The organism is Aurantiacibacter arachoides (assembly GCF_009827335.1).
GTDB classification, from domain to species: Bacteria; Pseudomonadota; Alphaproteobacteria; order Sphingomonadales; family Sphingomonadaceae; genus Alteraurantiacibacter; species Alteraurantiacibacter arachoides.
Window position 1 is genome coordinate 896804 of the sequence record NZ_WTYH01000001.1, and the last position, 15403, is coordinate 912206.

Annotated in this window: 14 protein-coding genes; 9 read left to right on the plus strand and 5 right to left on the minus strand. The window is 64.5% G+C overall.

Translation table 11 applies throughout. The annotated features are described in order from the left end of the window. Positions 1-195 precede the first annotated feature (195 nt). The 3 genes from GRI62_RS04420 to GRI62_RS04430 all read right to left on the minus strand — a co-directional run bounded on the left by GRI62_RS04420 (position 196) and on the right by GRI62_RS04430 (position 1739). Entirely contained in the window at positions 196-609 is a 414-nt protein-coding gene (locus GRI62_RS04420) for a holin family protein (RefSeq protein ID WP_131452187.1), read from the minus strand. Positions 610-693: 84 nt separating this feature from the next. Continuing rightward, positions 694-1113: a cytidine deaminase gene (locus GRI62_RS04425; RefSeq protein ID WP_131452188.1), complete on the minus strand. Its 420-nt coding sequence runs from the start codon at positions 1111-1113 to the stop codon at positions 694-696. After that, entirely contained in the window at positions 1110-1739 is a 630-nt protein-coding gene (locus GRI62_RS04430) for a queuosine precursor transporter (protein WP_234027516.1), read from the minus strand. The genes GRI62_RS04425 and GRI62_RS04430 overlap by 4 nt, the downstream gene beginning before the upstream one ends. A 225-nt stretch (positions 1740-1964) precedes the next feature. On the opposite strand from GRI62_RS04430, the gene GRI62_RS04435 reads away from it, so the two are divergent. From GRI62_RS04435 to GRI62_RS04450, 4 genes are all read left to right on the plus strand, one after another. Next, entirely contained in the window at positions 1965-3287 is a 1323-nt protein-coding gene (locus GRI62_RS04435; protein ID WP_131452190.1) for a NupC/NupG family nucleoside CNT transporter, read from the plus strand. A 9-nt stretch (positions 3288-3296) separates the two neighbouring features. After that, the gene (locus tag GRI62_RS04440; protein WP_131452191.1) at positions 3297-4220 is read left to right on the plus strand and encodes an isopenicillin N synthase family dioxygenase; all 924 of its coding nucleotides are present in this window, start codon (positions 3297-3299) and stop codon (positions 4218-4220) included. 225 nt (positions 4221-4445) lie between these two features. Then, on the plus strand, positions 4446-7871 hold the full coding sequence (locus GRI62_RS04445; protein WP_131452192.1) for a TonB-dependent receptor: 3426 nt from the start codon (positions 4446-4448) through the stop codon (positions 7869-7871). Between the two features lie 90 nt (positions 7872-7961). Next, complete coding sequence (locus GRI62_RS04450) at positions 7962-9653, plus strand: bifunctional metallophosphatase/5'-nucleotidase (protein ID WP_160731810.1); 1692 nt, start codon at positions 7962-7964, stop codon at positions 9651-9653. 9 nt (positions 9654-9662) lie between these two features. Here GRI62_RS04450 and GRI62_RS04455 read toward each other — a convergent pair whose 3' ends face one another. After that, positions 9663-11117: an AMP nucleosidase gene (locus tag GRI62_RS04455; RefSeq protein WP_131452194.1), complete on the minus strand. Its 1455-nt coding sequence runs from the start codon at positions 11115-11117 to the stop codon at positions 9663-9665. A gap of 60 nt (positions 11118-11177) precedes the next feature. Beyond that, positions 11178-11999 (minus strand): S1/P1 nuclease, encoded by an 822-nt coding sequence (locus GRI62_RS04460; RefSeq protein ID WP_131452195.1) that lies wholly within the window; start codon positions 11997-11999, stop codon positions 11178-11180. Between the two features lie 111 nt (positions 12000-12110). Here GRI62_RS04460 and GRI62_RS04465 point away from each other — a divergent pair, with 111 nt between their 5' ends. The 5 genes from GRI62_RS04465 to GRI62_RS04485 all read left to right on the plus strand — a co-directional run bounded on the left by GRI62_RS04465 (position 12111) and on the right by GRI62_RS04485 (position 15205). Then, positions 12111-12488 (plus strand): TrbC/VirB2 family protein, encoded by a 378-nt coding sequence (locus GRI62_RS04465; RefSeq protein WP_131452196.1) that lies wholly within the window; start codon positions 12111-12113, stop codon positions 12486-12488. A gap of 92 nt (positions 12489-12580) precedes the next feature. Next, on the plus strand, positions 12581-13138 hold the full coding sequence (locus tag GRI62_RS04470) for a type III secretion system chaperone family protein (protein WP_131452197.1): 558 nt from the start codon (positions 12581-12583) through the stop codon (positions 13136-13138). A 125-nt stretch (positions 13139-13263) separates the two neighbouring features. Beyond that, positions 13264-13878, plus strand: a complete 615-nt coding sequence (locus tag GRI62_RS04475; RefSeq protein ID WP_131452198.1) for a phage tail protein — start codon at positions 13264-13266, stop codon at positions 13876-13878. A 42-nt stretch (positions 13879-13920) separates the two neighbouring features. Then, positions 13921-14538, plus strand: a complete 618-nt coding sequence (locus GRI62_RS04480; protein WP_131452199.1) for a phage tail protein — start codon at positions 13921-13923, stop codon at positions 14536-14538. Between the two features lie 46 nt (positions 14539-14584). After that, positions 14585-15205, plus strand: coding sequence for a phage tail protein (locus GRI62_RS04485; protein WP_131452200.1), 621 nt, complete (start codon positions 14585-14587; stop codon positions 15203-15205). The last annotated feature ends 198 nt before the right edge of the window (positions 15206-15403 follow it).

Consider the following 15403-nt stretch of genomic DNA (forward strand, 5'->3'; position numbering starts at 1 on the left):
TAGGCGCGCCGCCGCGCATTGCCAAGCAGGGGCACCGGTCGATATGGGCAGGCGATGACCGACGCGGATATCGATGCCTACCGCACTTTCGTGGAGTGCCGCGTTGAAGCCGCTGGCCCGCACTCAACGGCTGGATCGAGCGCGACGCGGACGGACTGTTCAACCGTGCCGCGCTCGGGTCCAGGCTGGCTGCGCTTACTGTTCCACGCCCTTGACCTTGCCCCACTGGCGCGCCGCGGTGTAGCCGAGGTAGCCGGTGCCGAAGAGGGCGTAGAGTTCGTCGGGCAGGCCGCGAAGGTAGGCGGTGATGCCGCCGCCGATCTGGCTCGCGGCCTCGGCAGAGAATGCCGAGATGATCCCCATCGGGATGCAGAACAGCATGATCGCGTACATCACGTAAAGGAAACTGGGCCGGGCGCGGCTGGTCCACGGATCCTGGCTGTTCGCCTCGGCGATGATGGCCGAAAGCTGGGTTTCGATGCGCTGCATCTCCTGCGTGCCCTGCAGCGCCAGCAGTTCCAGCTTGGCGCGTTCGCGCGCTTCCTTGTCGGGGATGACCTTATCGATGATGGAGGCGATGGGGCCGATGAGCGATTCAAGAATGGCCATGCACAGATAACTCCCGTTCCGGTTTGCATAGCGCCGGCCAATGGGCCGCCGCGCTTCGCGTAGGAAAGGGAATTTTCGCGGCAGCTAGAGGCTGAAGGCGGCGGGCAGCAGGCTGGCGATATCGGTGGATACGGCGTTGCGGCCCCGGTGATCGTGGCAGGTGACCGTGATGTTGCGGCCCGAAAGCTGGGCCGCCTCTGCAATGGCCTGGCGGCACCCGCCGCACGGCATCACGGCCTCGCCGATGTCCTCGCCCGCGTCGGCAAAGCCGCCCACCACGACAAGCCGGGCCACGTTCTCAAGCCCGAACGCCTGCTGGGCTGCCGCCAGTGCGCTCTGTTCGGCGCATATGCCGAGGCGGTAGCAGGCGTTCTCCATGTTTGCGCCGACCGCCACTTCGCCGTTCAAGCTTTCCACCGCGCAGCCGACGTGGAAGCGTGAATAGGGGGCATGGGCCCGGTCCCGCGCGGCGAGCGCGGCCTTTACCAGCGCATCCCCGCTCATCGGTCGAGCCGCCGCGCCAGTGCCAGGGCGCCAGCAATCAGGAACGGCACCAGCACCAGCGAGAGCACGATCTTGGCGATTGCCTGGCCGACCAGCAGCGGGCCGATTGGAAATTCGCCGTAGAATGCCAGCGTGATGAAGATCAGCGTGTCGACCGCCTGGCTGATAGCCGAGGCGATGGCCCCGCGCGCCATCAGCCACAGGCCGCCGCCGCCGCCGTCCGGCCCGCGGCCGCGCAGCTTGTCGAAGATCCACACGTTCAGCAGCAGCGATACGCCATAGGCCACCGGGCCCGCCGCCATTATCCTCGGCGTCTGCCCGTGGACCTGACGAAACGCGGCGAGATTTTCCGGCGGCATGTCGGGCGAGGGGGGCAGGGCCAGCACGATGCCCAGCAGCACGATGGAAATGGCGAGCGGCATGAAGCCCCACAGCACCACGCGGTTCGCCACCGCCTTGCCGAACAATTGCGCCAGCGTGCTGGAAATCACGACCAGCAGCAGGAAGGCCAGGATGCCGCTTTCCACCACGATGGGCCCGATGGCGAACTGCTTGTAGGCAAGGACGCCGGCGATCACCGTCATCCCGCCATACAGCATGGTCAGCACGAACAGCGAACGCGGCATCCCCGGTGCGGCAAACGGCGTGACAGGCGCGGCGGCGGATGCAGGGCCGGACGCAGGGCCGGACGCAGGGCGGTTCGTCGATTGATAGTCGGTCATGCCCGCTCGCTAAGTCCGCCCGCGCCCTGTTGGCAAGAGTGCACGGGGGGAAACGCACGGGATTCGTTTGAACCTGCGACCAGTTTGCGCAAAAGGCACTGGCCTATCCAGTTCCGGGGGAATCGTTCCTTGCCGCCATATCTCATATCACTCGCCGGGATCGCCGTGATCCTGATGATCGCCTTTCTGCTGTCCAGCGCGAAACGGGCGATCAACCTGCGCGTGGTGGGGGCGGCGTTCCTGCTTCAGGCGGGCATCGCGGTGCTCGTCCTGCGCACGACGTGGGGTGCGGCGGCGATCCAGGGCATGGCAAACGGGGTGGAGCAATTGCTCAGCTACGCCACCGCGGGCACCGAATTCCTGTTCGGGGCGAGCGAGAACAACCCGCTGTCCGGAACCTTTGCGCTGGGCGCACTGCCGGTGATCGTGTTCTTCGCCTCGCTCGTGTCGATCCTCTACCACCTGGGCATCATGCAAAAGGTAGTGCGCTGGGTCGGCGGCGCCATCGGCTGGATCACCGGAATTTCAAAGGTCGAATCGCTGGGCGCGGCGGCCAACATCTTCGTCGGCCAGTCGGAAAGCCCGCTGGTGGTGCGTCCCTATCTTGCCGCGCTTTCTCCCAGCCGGCTGTTCACGCTGATGACCGTCGGCATGGCAGGCGTCGCCGGCACGATCCTGGCGGCCTACGCGGGGCTGCTCGGGCCGAGCTACCTGCCCATCCTGCTCGCCGCCGCCTTCATGTCCGCGCCGGGCGGCATCCTGATGGCCAAGATCATGATGCCCGACACCGACGAACCCTCGCTGGCTGCCGAGGGCGAGATCGTCCTGCCGCGCGGACGCATCAGCGCCGAAGGGCCCGCTGCCATCGTCGAGGGCGGCGAAAAACCGCACGAAGTGATGGTGGCCGAACATTTCGACGAGAACGGCCGCGCCGCCAACATCATCGAGGCCGCAGCGCAAGGCGCGCAGACCGGGCTGAAGCTGGCTGTCGCCGTGGGCGCGATGGTGCTGACCTTCGTTGCGCTGATCGCGCTCGCCAACGGCATCTTGGGCGGGATCGGCGGCTGGTTCGGCCAGCCCGACCTGACTTTCCAGTCGCTGCTCGGCTTCCTCTTCGCGCCGATCATGTTCCTGCTGGGCATCCCCTGGGACGAGGCGCAGGTGGCCGGTGGCCTGTTCGGCACGAAGATCGTGCTCAACGAATTCGTGGCCTTCATCGACCTTGGCGCGATCGATGGTGCGGTGCTGGGCGAGCGGGCGCGGGCGATCATCACCTTTGCGCTGTGCGGTTTCGCCAATTTCAGCTCCATCGCCATCCAGATGGCGGTCACCGGCGGACTTGCGCCCAATCAGCGCCCGGTGATCGCACGCCTGGGCCTGAAGGCGCTTGCCGCGGGCTCCCTCTCCAACCTCATGAGCGCGGCGCTGGCCGGGTTGCTCCTGCCGTATTAAGGTTTGCCGATGTCCGAAATCGCCTCCATTTCGCTCGCCCGTCCGCTGGCGGAATTTTCCGACGACCTCGGTCGCAGCTTTGCCGAATTCGGTTTCGCCATCGTGCGCGATCACGGCATCCCGCAGGATCTGATCGAACGTGCCGAAGCCAAGGCCAGGGCGTTCTTCGCACTGCCGGCAGAGGCCAAGCAGGCCTACCACATTCCCGGCGGCGGCGGTGCACGCGGTTACACGCCGTTCGGCAAGGAAATCGCCAAGGATGCCGAGGTACACGACCTCAAGGAATTCTGGCACGTCGGACGCAGCCTGCCCGAAGGCCATGCCCTGAGCGCAGTGATGGCGCCCAATGTATGGCCCAGCGAGGTCGAGGGCTTTCGCGAGACGTTCGACGAACTCTACGCTGCCTTCGAGCAGGCGGGGGAGCGCATCCTTGCTGCCATCGCATTGCATCTTGGCCTGCCCGAGAACTACTTCGTCGCCACCGTGGAGGACGGCAATTCGGTAATGCGGCTGCTGCATTATCCGCCGCTGGGCGATGATGTGCCAGACAAGGCGATCCGCGCCGCGGCGCATGGCGACATCAATACCATCACGCTGCTGCTCGGCGCCGAGGAAGCGGGGCTGGAACTGCTCAGCAAGAAGGGTGAATGGGTGGCCGTCAGCCCGCCGCCCGGTGCGCTGGCCGTGAACGTGGGCGACATGCTGGAACGCCTGACCAACGGGCGGCTGCGCTCCACGACCCACCGCGTCGTAAATCCCGGCGGGGAGGCGGCGCGGCGCGCGCGCTATTCCATGCCGTTCTTCCTCCACTTCCGCCCGGATTTCACGATCCAGGCGCTGGAAAGCTGCGTGGAAGACGACGCAGAGGTCGCCCCGCCGATCACCGCTCACGACTTTCTCCAGCAGCGCCTGCGCGAGATCGGGCTGGCCTGATTCGCTGAGTTCGCGGCGGTCACAACTCGGACGCAGCTGTTTGTGTTGCGTTGCAGCAACAGCGTGTTCCTGAATCGCACGCGGGCGCCTGGTTTCCTCTGAAAATTCCCCTCGCACGCGGTGCGAGTCTTGGAATCGTCATGCTCCGGGTCTTAGGGGGCGGCAACGCCGTCGCGCGTCCGCTGCCTCTTCATAATTCGTCTCAAGACAAGGGATCGTCCTGACATGAAATTGCGTTACCTCCTCGCCGCCAGCCTTGGCACCGTTGCCACCGCCAGCATGCTGCCTGCTGTCGCAGTCGCCCAGCAGATCACCACCGGTATCGAAGGCACCGTTACCGACGAGGTGGGCAACCCGGTCAGCAACGCCACCGTCATCGTCACCGACACCCGCACCGGTGCCTCGCGCACCTTTACCACCGGCGCGAGTGGCAATTTCGCGGCGACCGGCCTCACCACCGGCGGCCCCTACACCGTCACGGCAGAGGCCGATGGCCTCGAAGGCCAGACGATCGAGAACGTCACCACCACGCTGCAGGGCAACACCAGCCTGACCTTCAGCCTGTCCAGCGGCGGCGGCGTAATCGTCGTCAGCGCGGCGCGCGTGCAGCTCACCCAGCTGGCCGTTGGCCCGGGCATCAGCTTCGGTGCCGAGACGCTGGAGAACGCCCCCACCTTCAACCGCGACGTGCGCGACATCATCCGCCTTGACCCGCGCGTCAGCCTCGACCGTGACGATGGCGGTTCCGGGCAGGACCGCATCAGCTGCCTTGGCGGCAACGACCGCGGCAACGCCTTTACCGTTGACGGCATCAGCCAGGGCGACGTGTACGGCCTGAACGACACCGGCTTCTCGTCGCGTTCGTCCACCCCGGTTCCCTACGACGCGCTGCGCGAAACGCAGGTGCAGTTCGCCCCGTTCGATGTGGAATATGGCAACTTCACCGGCTGCGCGATCAACGTGGTGACCAAGTCGGGCACCAATGATTTCCGTTTCGGCGGTTTCTTCGAGTATTCGGACAACTCGCTGCGCGGTGACAGCGTCGCCGGCCAGCCGGTCGCCCCGATCCAGGCCGAAAACCGCTATGGCGTGTATCTCGGCGGGCCGATCTGGCGCGACCGCCTGTTCTTCTTCGGTGCCTACGAGCACCAGGATGCCGGCCAGTCGCAGGATGACGGCCCGGTCGGCGCCGGTTTCGCCAACGAGCAGGTCGGCATCACCGTTGACCAGTTCAATGAGATTTCGGACGTGCTCAGCAGCGTCTACGGCATCGAAACCGGCGATCTCGTCACCAGCCGCCCGTTCGAGAACGATCGCTACTTCGGTCGCCTGGACTTCCAGATCACCGACGATCACCGTCTGGAGGCGACCTACCAGCGCCTCGAGGAAGCCTCGACCCGCCCTGACGACCTGTTCACCGGCACCTCGCCGCAGGCCGTGGGCCGCAACACCTTCCTGCTCAGCGGCACGGAATCGGATTACTACTCCGCCCGCCTCTACTCGCAGTGGAACGACAACCTCTCGACCGAATTCCGCTATTCCCGCTCGGAAGTGCAGGACGTGCAGAACCCGATCGGTGGCGGTGAAGCGCAATCGGACAACCCGATCCCGCGCATCATCGTGGGTATCGACAACGCCACCGGCATCGACGGCACCGTGCTGGCCGGCCCCGGCAACTCGCGTTCGGCCAACGACCTGCGCTCCGAGATCGACCAGTACCGCTTCCTGACTACCGTCAATGTTGGTGATCACACCTTCAAGGCCGGCGCCGAGGTCAACCACGCTGACCTGTTCAACCTGTTCGTGCAGAACGCCACCGGCACGCTGGTCTTCCGCAACATCGCCGACCTGCGCGAAGGCCTGCTGTCGCCGGGTCTTGGCAACAACCAGACCGATACCCGTCCCAACAACGTCATCAGCGGTCAGACCGAAGGTGCCTTCGGCAACTTCTCCGCCACCGGCGACGTAACCGATGCCGCTGCCGAGTTCACCCGCACGATCTATTCGATCTTCGGGCAGGACGAATGGCAGGTGACCGACAACCTGAGTGCCGTGCTCGGCCTGCGCGTCGACTGGTATGACGGTGGCCGTCCGTCGCGCAACCCGCTGTTCGCCGCGCGCTACGGCTTCGGCAACACCGCCAGCTTCAGCACGCTGGACCCGCTGGTGATGCCGCGCCTGGCGCTGACCTACGACGTCGAAGACTTCTCCGTGTTCTCGCGGATGAGCGTGCGCGGCGGCGTGGGCGTGTTCTCCGGTGGCGATCCGCTGGTGTGGTTCGGCAACGCCTTCCAGAACGATGGTCGCGGGTTCGCCCAGGGCACCACCCAGGATGCCGCCTGCGGCACCGCACGGATCGACGTGGTCACCAACGGCACCTTCACCGGCGTTCCGGCCTGCTTCCAGCAGTCCGCTTCCGCTCAGGCGGCTGCCGGCCGTGGTGACACCCAGTCGATCAGCCCGAACATCGAGCAGCCTTCGGTATTGCGTGCCAACGTCGGCCTGCAGACCGGGCTCGACTTTGCTCCGTCGGGCTTCTTCAGCGGCTGGAACCTGACGCTGGACTACATCTACAGCAAGTATCGCAACCCGTTCACGATCGTCGATCTGGCGCAGACTGTTGACCCCCGCCTGGGCGTGAACGGCTTCACCATCGACGGGCGCCCGATCTATCGCTCGATCGACTCGACGGTGGCCGGCTGTACCGCCAGCCTCGTCGATCTGAACCCCGCTCCGGTGTATCAGAACGTCAACGCAGCCTGCTTCAACACCAGCCGCGATGACGAACTGCAGCTCACCAATGCTGGCAGCTATGATGGGCACGTGGCCTCGATCATCCTGGCGAATTCGTTCGACGGCGGTATCTTCACCTCGGACGGCGGCATCGATTTCAACATCGGCTACGCCTACACCGACACGCAGGACCGGCGGAATATGTACAACTCCACGGCCGGGTCGAATTACGACCTGTCCGCGGCGTTCGACCGCCAGAACCCCGATGCCTCGCGCAGCTTCTTCAGCTCGAAGCACAACATCAGCGCCTACATCGCCTTCCGCGAGGAGTTCTTCGACGATCTGGCGAGCCGGTTCTCGATGAGCTTCGTGGCACGCTCGGGCCGTCCGTACAGCCTGACGTTCTCGGGCGGTGGCGTGTTCAACGACAGCGTGTCGGGTAACGACAACGCGCTGGCGTACATCCCTTCGGGGCCGAACGATCCGAACGTGTCGCCGTTGTCCAACGCCGGTGCGGTTGCGGATCTCGCGAGCTTCGCCGCCGGTCTCAACTGCGCCAAGGACTACCTTGGCCGCTCTGTCGAGCGTAACACCTGCTCGAACGACTGGTATTACGACATGGACCTGTCGATCTCGCAGGAAATCCCCGGCCCGGGTCGCCTGTTCGGTCGGGACGACCGTCTGCGCCTCTACGCCACGATGGACAACTTCCTGAACTTCCTGAGCGAAGACTGGAACGTGCAGCGTCGCCGGAACTTCTCCGGTCTGCAGGACATCGCCAGCGTCAGCGGCGTCGATAGCCAGGGCCGCTACATCATCACCGGCTTCAACGGTGCTGAGCAGTTCGAGGATGACAACACGATCAACGTGACCTCGTCGGTGTGGCGTCTGAAGGTCGGCATCAGCTACGATTTCTGATCGCGGCCAAATACGTTAGGGAAGGGGCGGCGTCACCGGATGGTGGGGCCGCCCCTTTCGTTTTGCATCCCGAGGGAAAGCCATTTGCCCATGCCCGCCAAGCTCATCCCGCTCCTGCTTGCAGCCACCGGCCTTACCGCCTGCGCCAGCGTCGCCACCGACCCCGCGCCGGTGGCCGTGCGGATCGTCGCGATCAATGATTTCCACGGCAACTTGGAAATGCCCTCGGGCGAATACCGCTTCACCGAGAACGGCCAGGAGCGCAGCGCGCGGCTGGGCGGGGCGGCGCAGCTGGCGGCGACCTTGCAACGGCTGGATACGCCCGACACCCTGATCGTTGCGGCGGGCGACCTGATCGGCGCCAGCCCGCTATCCAGCTCGCTGTTCCTGGACGAGCCCAGCATCCGCGCGCTCTCCGCGATGGGGCTGGACATCGCCGCCGTCGGCAACCACGAATTCGACCGCGGTATCGCCGAACTGCGCCGGATGCAGGACGGCGGATGCGAGGCAAACACCCGCCGCCAGCCCTGCGCGCTCGAACCGTTTGCCGGCGCGGATTTCCGCTACCTCGCGGCGAACGTCGTGGATGATGCGGGCGCCACGCTGTTTCCCGCCACCGCCATGCGCGAGGTCGCCGGCGCGAAGATCGGCTTCATCGGCATGACGCTGGAGGGCACGCCCAACTACGTCGCCGCGCAGGCCACCGCCGGCTACACATTCCTGGACGAAGCCGACACCGCCAACCGCCTGGCCGGCGAATTGCGCGGGCAGGGGGCAGACGCGCTGGTGGTGCTGCTGCACGAAGGGGCGAGCGTCGATCCGTCCTACAACCTCGATGGCTGCCCGAACATCGGCGGCGCAGTGGTGCCGATCATCGAACGCCTGGATCCCTCGATCGCGCTCGTCGTATCCGGGCACACCCACCAGGCCTACGTGTGCACCTACACCCGCGCCGACGGCTCCAGCGTGCTGCTTACCTCCGCTGGCCGTTACGGCACCTTCGTGACCGAGATCGCGATGAACGTCGATCCGGCAAGCGACCGCGTAACCTTTGCATCGGCAACCAACGTGCCGGTTGATGGCCGCGACGGCTCCCACCCGGCGGCAGAGGCGATCGTGCGCCGCTATGTCGAGGCGGCGGGTCCGGTCGCCAACCGGCAGGTCGGCACGATCACCGACACCGGCGAACGTGGGGAGGATTGCGGCGATCGCCCGGCGCAGGATTTCGTCGCCGACGCCTACCTGATGCAAGGGCGCGCGGCGCTGGCGGCAACGGGGCAGGGCACGGTCGATATGGCCTTCGTCAACTCGGGCGGCGTGCGTACCGGGTTCGACGGCGCGGCGGACGGGGTCCTGACCTTTGGCGAGCTCGCCGCGATGGCACCGTTCGGCAACGGGGTGATCGTGCTCGACATGACCGGTGCGCAGATCCGCGCGGTGCTGGAACAGCAGTTCTGCGAAGAAGGCGGCACGGTGGAGGTGTGCGATTCGGTGCTGATCCCCTCGGCAGGGGTCGCCTACACCGCCGATACGTCGCGCGAGGCTGGCCAGCGCATCACCGCCCTCACCCTGGACGGCGAGCCGCTGGACCCCGACCGCCGCTACCGCGTGGCGACCAACAGCTTCCTGGTCGGTGGTGGTGACGGTTTTGCGCTCTTCGCGCAGGTGCCGGTGGTGGCCAATGCGGGGTTCGATATCGACGGGCTGGAGGCCTACGTCGCGCAAGGCAATCTGATGGTGCCGGTGTGCGGCCGCGTGCGCAACGTCGCCGCTGCCGACTGACCGCCCGGATCAGCGCAGCGGCGGCTCGTCGAAACTGCGCAGCTTGCGGCTGTGCAGGCTGTCGCCCTGCTTGCTCAGCAGGCCCAGCGTCTCGATCCCGATGCGCAGGTGCTGGCTGACCGATTTTTCGTAGAAGGCGTTGGCCTGGCCCGGCAACTTGATCTCGCCGTGCAGCGGCTTGTCCGATACGCACAGCAGGGTGCCGTAGGGCACGCGGAAGCGATACCCCTGCGCCGCGACCGTCGCCGATTCCATGTCGATAGCCACCGCCCGGCTCTGGTTGAAACGCAGGGCGGAGCGGGTGTAATGCAGTTCCCAGTTGCGATCGTCCGTGGTGACGACGGTGCCAGTCCGCAGCCGACGTTTCAGCACGTCGTCCGGTTCTCCGGTCACTTGGCGAGCCGCCTGGTACATCGCGGTCTGCACTTCCGCGATCGCCGGAATGGGAATTTCCGGCGGGATCGCACTGTCGAGCACGTTGTCGTCGCGCAGGTAGGCGTGGGCCAGCACGTAGTCGCCGATCGTCTGGCTGGGCCGCAGCCCGCCGCAGTGGCCGATCATCAGCCACACCTCTGGGCGCAGCACGGCGATGTGGTCGCAGATGGTCTTTGCGTTGGAGGGGCCGACGCCGATGTTGACCAGCGTGATTCCGCCGCCGTTCTCGCCCATCAGGTGATAGGCGGGCATCTGGTGCTTGCGCCAGGTCCCGGCGGCGACCTGCGCGCGTGATTGTTCACGGTCGCCGCGTTCCAGCACGATGCCGGGCGCGGAGAACCGGGCAAACCCGCTGTCCTTGTCGCCCAGTGCGTCCAGCGCAAAGTCGATGAACTCCTCGACGTAGCGGATATAGTTGGTGAACAGCACGTAGCGCTGGAAGTGGCCCGCCGGCGTGCCCGTGTAATGGCGCAGGCGGGCAAGGCTGTAATCGGTGCGCGGCGCATCGAACAGGGCGAGCGGGCGCTTGCTGCCAAAGCTGTGCGTCCAGGTGCCGTCGGCCACCTCGTCCCCGATGTTGGCGAGATCGGTCGAGGGAAAATGCCGCACCAGTTCGGCGCTGGAAAGCCCCCGCAGGTCCACGCCCGATCCATCGAGCACATACTGGTAAGGTATTTCCGCCGAGGATTGCCCGACCTCGATATTGACCATGTAATCGTCCACCAGGTGGGTCAGCTGTTCCTTCAGGTAACTGCGGAACAGGGCCGGATCGGCGATGGAGATGCTGTAGGTGCCCTGCTGGTTCAGCCGCGCGTAGGCACGCGCCGGATGGTTCGCCGCGCTTTCGTCGGAATAGTGCAGCGTCAGCGAAGGATAGGCGAACGCGCGGCCGGATCGGGTATCGACGCCCGGCGGCGTGCGGTCGTCGGCAAAGCGCCGCAGCGCAGCAACAAGGTTCTGGCGTGAACGGTCATAGGTCTGCTCGAGCTGGTCGAGGATGGCATCGATATCGGAAGCGGTCGTGGTCATGCGATGTTCTAGCGGATGTTTTCAACGCTGGCGAGGGGAGGGCGCAGATGGCCTTTTCGCTCAGCTCTCGGCAAAAACCTTGTCGAGATAGGCGGCCAGCCGGATGCCCGACTGCATCAGGCGATGTTCGACATCGGGTGACCATTGCCAGTTGTAATCGTAACCCAGCCGGACGGGAGCCTCCAACGTGCCCAGGCCAGCTTCGGGTCCGGTCGCAGGATAGATACGTTCGCGCAGCGCAACGCTTTCGCCGATCCACGTGGCGGGATCGGCATCCCACCAGGCAATCACCTTGCCTGGCGTCATGCGCCCTTCCAGCCGCTCGGCATATTCGCTGAAGCTGAGCTGCTGTCGCTGGATCATGCCCTCGTCCCACACCCAGTGCAGGTTGGTCTGCTGCCCGAACCAGTCGACCCGCACGTCGTTTCCGCCGCGATCGCCGGGTCGTCCGGCGTGGAGCGGCATATGCAGGTCGGACACGATGTGCACGACGAAGCGCAGCGCCAGTTGCCGCTCCTCCGCCGGTGCATTCGCATCACGCAGAACGGCGGTGAAACGCTCCAGCGCAGTCAGGGCGTCGCCTTCGGGCGGGTGCGCCATGTCGATGACGCGGGTGCCGTCGGGCAGGGTAACGTAATGGAACGGGGACGCGGTTTCCTGCCAGAAGGGATCGGGGTTCGACCGTTCCTCGTCCGGAAAGGTGCTCGCCTCGGCCAGCGTCTCTGCGCCCAGTATCTCTGCGATTTCCGCACGGGTGCGCCCCGAGACGTTGTCCTGTGCGATGGTGGCGGTAATGCGGTGCCCGTGCGGCCCCCACGCCTGCGCGGGCATGGCGGTAAATGCGATGGCGAGCGTTGCGACGGAAAGGATGGGTTTCAGCATGGCTCCCGCTAGCAAAGCCGTGTGACATTGCCATGGCTTTTTGCACCAACCCTGCGCTCTGTGCCGTTCGACTCCGCGCTGGCCAAGGTCAGGCGCAGGCGGTAGATCGTGATGATGTTCGACACCTTTGCCAGTGCCCAACCGATCGATGCGGCGATGAGCTGGATTACCGGAATACTGCTGGGCGAACTGGCGGCGACTTTGTGCGTCATCGCCATCGCCTTTGTCGGCTATTCTATGCTGACGGGCCGGTTGGCGATTCGGCGCGGGGCACAGGTCGTGCTGGGTTGTTTTGTGCTGCTTGGCGCGCCTGCCATTGCCGATGGCATGATCGGGTTGTGGGATCCTGACTGGCGTGATGAGGCGCAAGGTGCGCAAACAGTTGTCTTCGAAGCCCGACCGCGCGGCGAACTCGTGCCTGCGGATTACAGCCCGTACCTCGGCCCGACCGCTGTCGCTCCGCCCGAGGGGCAAGAGCCTGTTCCCTGATTGCAGGCGTGGTCTCGCTCGCCGCCGGCAATTGCCAAGCGCCCCGGGTGCGAATATCGCCTGTACGTTTTCATGTGCTTGAGGGGAATTTGATGGCGGGTCGTTTCGGAATGGTAGCTATTGCAGCGGCCTGTTGTCTGTTTGCTCAGCCCGCGTTGGCCCAGCAGCGGCCGGCCAACTCGATTGATGGTACCGCAATCATCAGCTCGCTTGGACCCGACGCCGTCATGCCAGCACTGGCCGTCGCTACTGCTAACCAGCTTGTGGAGGCACGCCCTGATGGCACACCCTTCATCAGCGCGACTGCAATGAATGGGCTGGTCATGCAGATCAGTTTTACCTCGTGCGACGAGGGTGGGCAAACAGGTTGCCTGGGCATGTCGATCGTGTCGGTGTGGACCGCTGCGGAACCCGAGGTCCAGGCGCAGATCGCGGCGGCCGTACGCGGGTTTCTTATCGACCATCCGCTCGCCAACGCGGGCCAGTTTGACGACGGAACTCCGTACTTTTCTCGTTACGTTATCGCCGATTACGGAATCGCGCAGGGCAATCTGTTGTCCGAATTTTCCAATTTCGTGAGCGGCGCCACCGACTTTCACAACATGCTGGCGGGCATCGACGGTGGTCTGGGCGCCATGCCATCATCCTGACCGCGTTTTTTTGAACGTCCTACGACCGTTACTTGCAAAGCCAAGGGCCGGCGACTGGAACCCTGCGTATTTACAAATGATGGCATCTGGCGCATCGTTCGCCCGAATCGTTAATGGGGGGTAAAATGAGGGCTTCTTCCGCATTCACCGCAGCGCTGTTGGCGTGTGTCGCCAGCGCCGGACTGTCTGTCCCGGCCAAGGCGCAAGATCCCTTCATCGGGCAATTGAGCCTGTTTGGTTCCAATTTCTGTCCGCGCGGTTACGCCTCTGCCAGCGGCCAGATCCTGGCCATCAGCCAGAATACGGCGCTTTTCTCGCTTTTCGGAACGACATATGGCGGCAACGGCACAACGACCTTTGCCCTCCCTGATCTTCGCGGCCGTCGCGCGGTTGGGCAAGGGCAGGGTCCAGGTCTTCCATTCTACTCTCTAGGCCAGATTGCGGGCACGGAGACGCATACCCTGACTGTGCCCGAACTTGGCGCGCACAGCCATGCGGGCACGGTTCGTGCTTTTCCAACCTATGGCGATGCGCCGAGACCCGTTCGCAACTACATCGCCAGGAGCGCGGACGGTTCCAACAATTACACGTCCAGCACCACACCGCCGAGCACGCTGATGGGGGCAGATGCGCTGCGCGTGGCCAATACCGGCGGTTCGCAACCGCATGAGAACCGGCCACCCTATCTGGCCATGAACTGGTGTGTGGCACTCGAAGGGATCTTCCCTTCGCGTAATTGATGCCATCGTACTGCGTGACCGCCATTTCCAGGGGGGACTGACATGAAATTTCTCGGCTATCTTTCAACCACGGCGGCCGTGACGGCCATTGCCCTTGCGTCGACCTCACCGGCCCGCGCCCAGGCCGAGCCTACGATTGGGCAGTTGGTGCTTGTGCCGTACAACTTTTGCCCGCGCGGTTTCGCACGGGCGGACGGTCAACTGATACCCATTGCGCAAAACACTGCGTTGTTTTCGCTTTACGGCACGATGTATGGCGGCAATGGGCAAACCACGTTCGCTCTTCCTGATCTGAGGGGCCGTACGGCAATCAATCAGGGCCAGGGCCCGGGTCTTTCCGTCTACCAGCAGGGACAGTCCAGCGGTGTCGAGACGGTTACCCTCACACAAGCGACAATACCGTCGCATAACCACACAGGGTCAGTGCGCGCGTTCGAGGCCGAGGGCACGTCCGGTCAGGCGGTTCGCAATTACTTTGCGCAAGGGGCAGCCGGCCGGGCTACTTACGTTCAGGTCGACGCGCCGCCCCAAAACAACATGGGCCCTGGCTCGCTCCGTCTGGCCGACGCCGGTGGAAACCAAGCGCACGAGAACCGATCACCCTATACCACTCTGAACTGGTGCGTGGCAGTGAACGGGATCTTTCCGTCTCGAAACTAGGCGGTTCGCTGCAGGTTTAGATTTTCACGGTATCGGGGGACAGGATATGAACATTCGCAAATTGGCATCCACATCCTTGATTGCGCTAGCCGCTACTCTTGGTGCAGGATCTCCCGTCCAGGCTCAAGCCATCGACCCGTTGCTGGGTCAGCTCCAGCTGTTCGGAAACACTTACTGCCCCCGCGGCTGGACCGAAGTGGCGGGACAGACGCTACCCATTAGCAGCAACCAAGCCCTGTTCGCGCTTCTTGGCACAACCTACGGCGGTAACGGGCAGACCACGTTCCAGCTTCCGGACTTGCGTGGTCGCGCGCCGATCCATTCAGGGACTTTGCCCGGAGGTTCGAATTACCAGTTAGGTCAGCAAGGGGGGGTAGAAAGTGTCAGCCTCCTAGCAACGCAAATAGCGGCGCACACCCATGATGGCACGTTACGCGCGGCTCCGGTTGCCGCGGATACGACGAATCCGGTCGGAAACTATCTCGGGATCGCTGGGCAAAGCACTTTGCCGTATACGGCTAGCACAACGGCACCGGCCAATAACATGGGTCCCAACTCGTTGCAGATCGATCCCGCCGGCTCGTCGCTACCGCATAACAACATGCCCCCGTACCTCGCGATGCGCTACTGCATCGCGTTGCAGGGTGTTTTTCCGTCACGCAATTAACGCGTTTGGAGCAACTCGACTATAAAGGGCGCCGCTGGCGTCACTATCGAAGGAAGTGAAATGCAAGATCTCGACCGAAGCGCTAAGGCGATTTGGCAGACGCCAGTTCTGACGGATCTGGACCGCTCGCCCGACAGTATTCAAAACGGCTATGACCCCATATCGGATGGTGGCGTCGGATACAACACGTCGACAAGT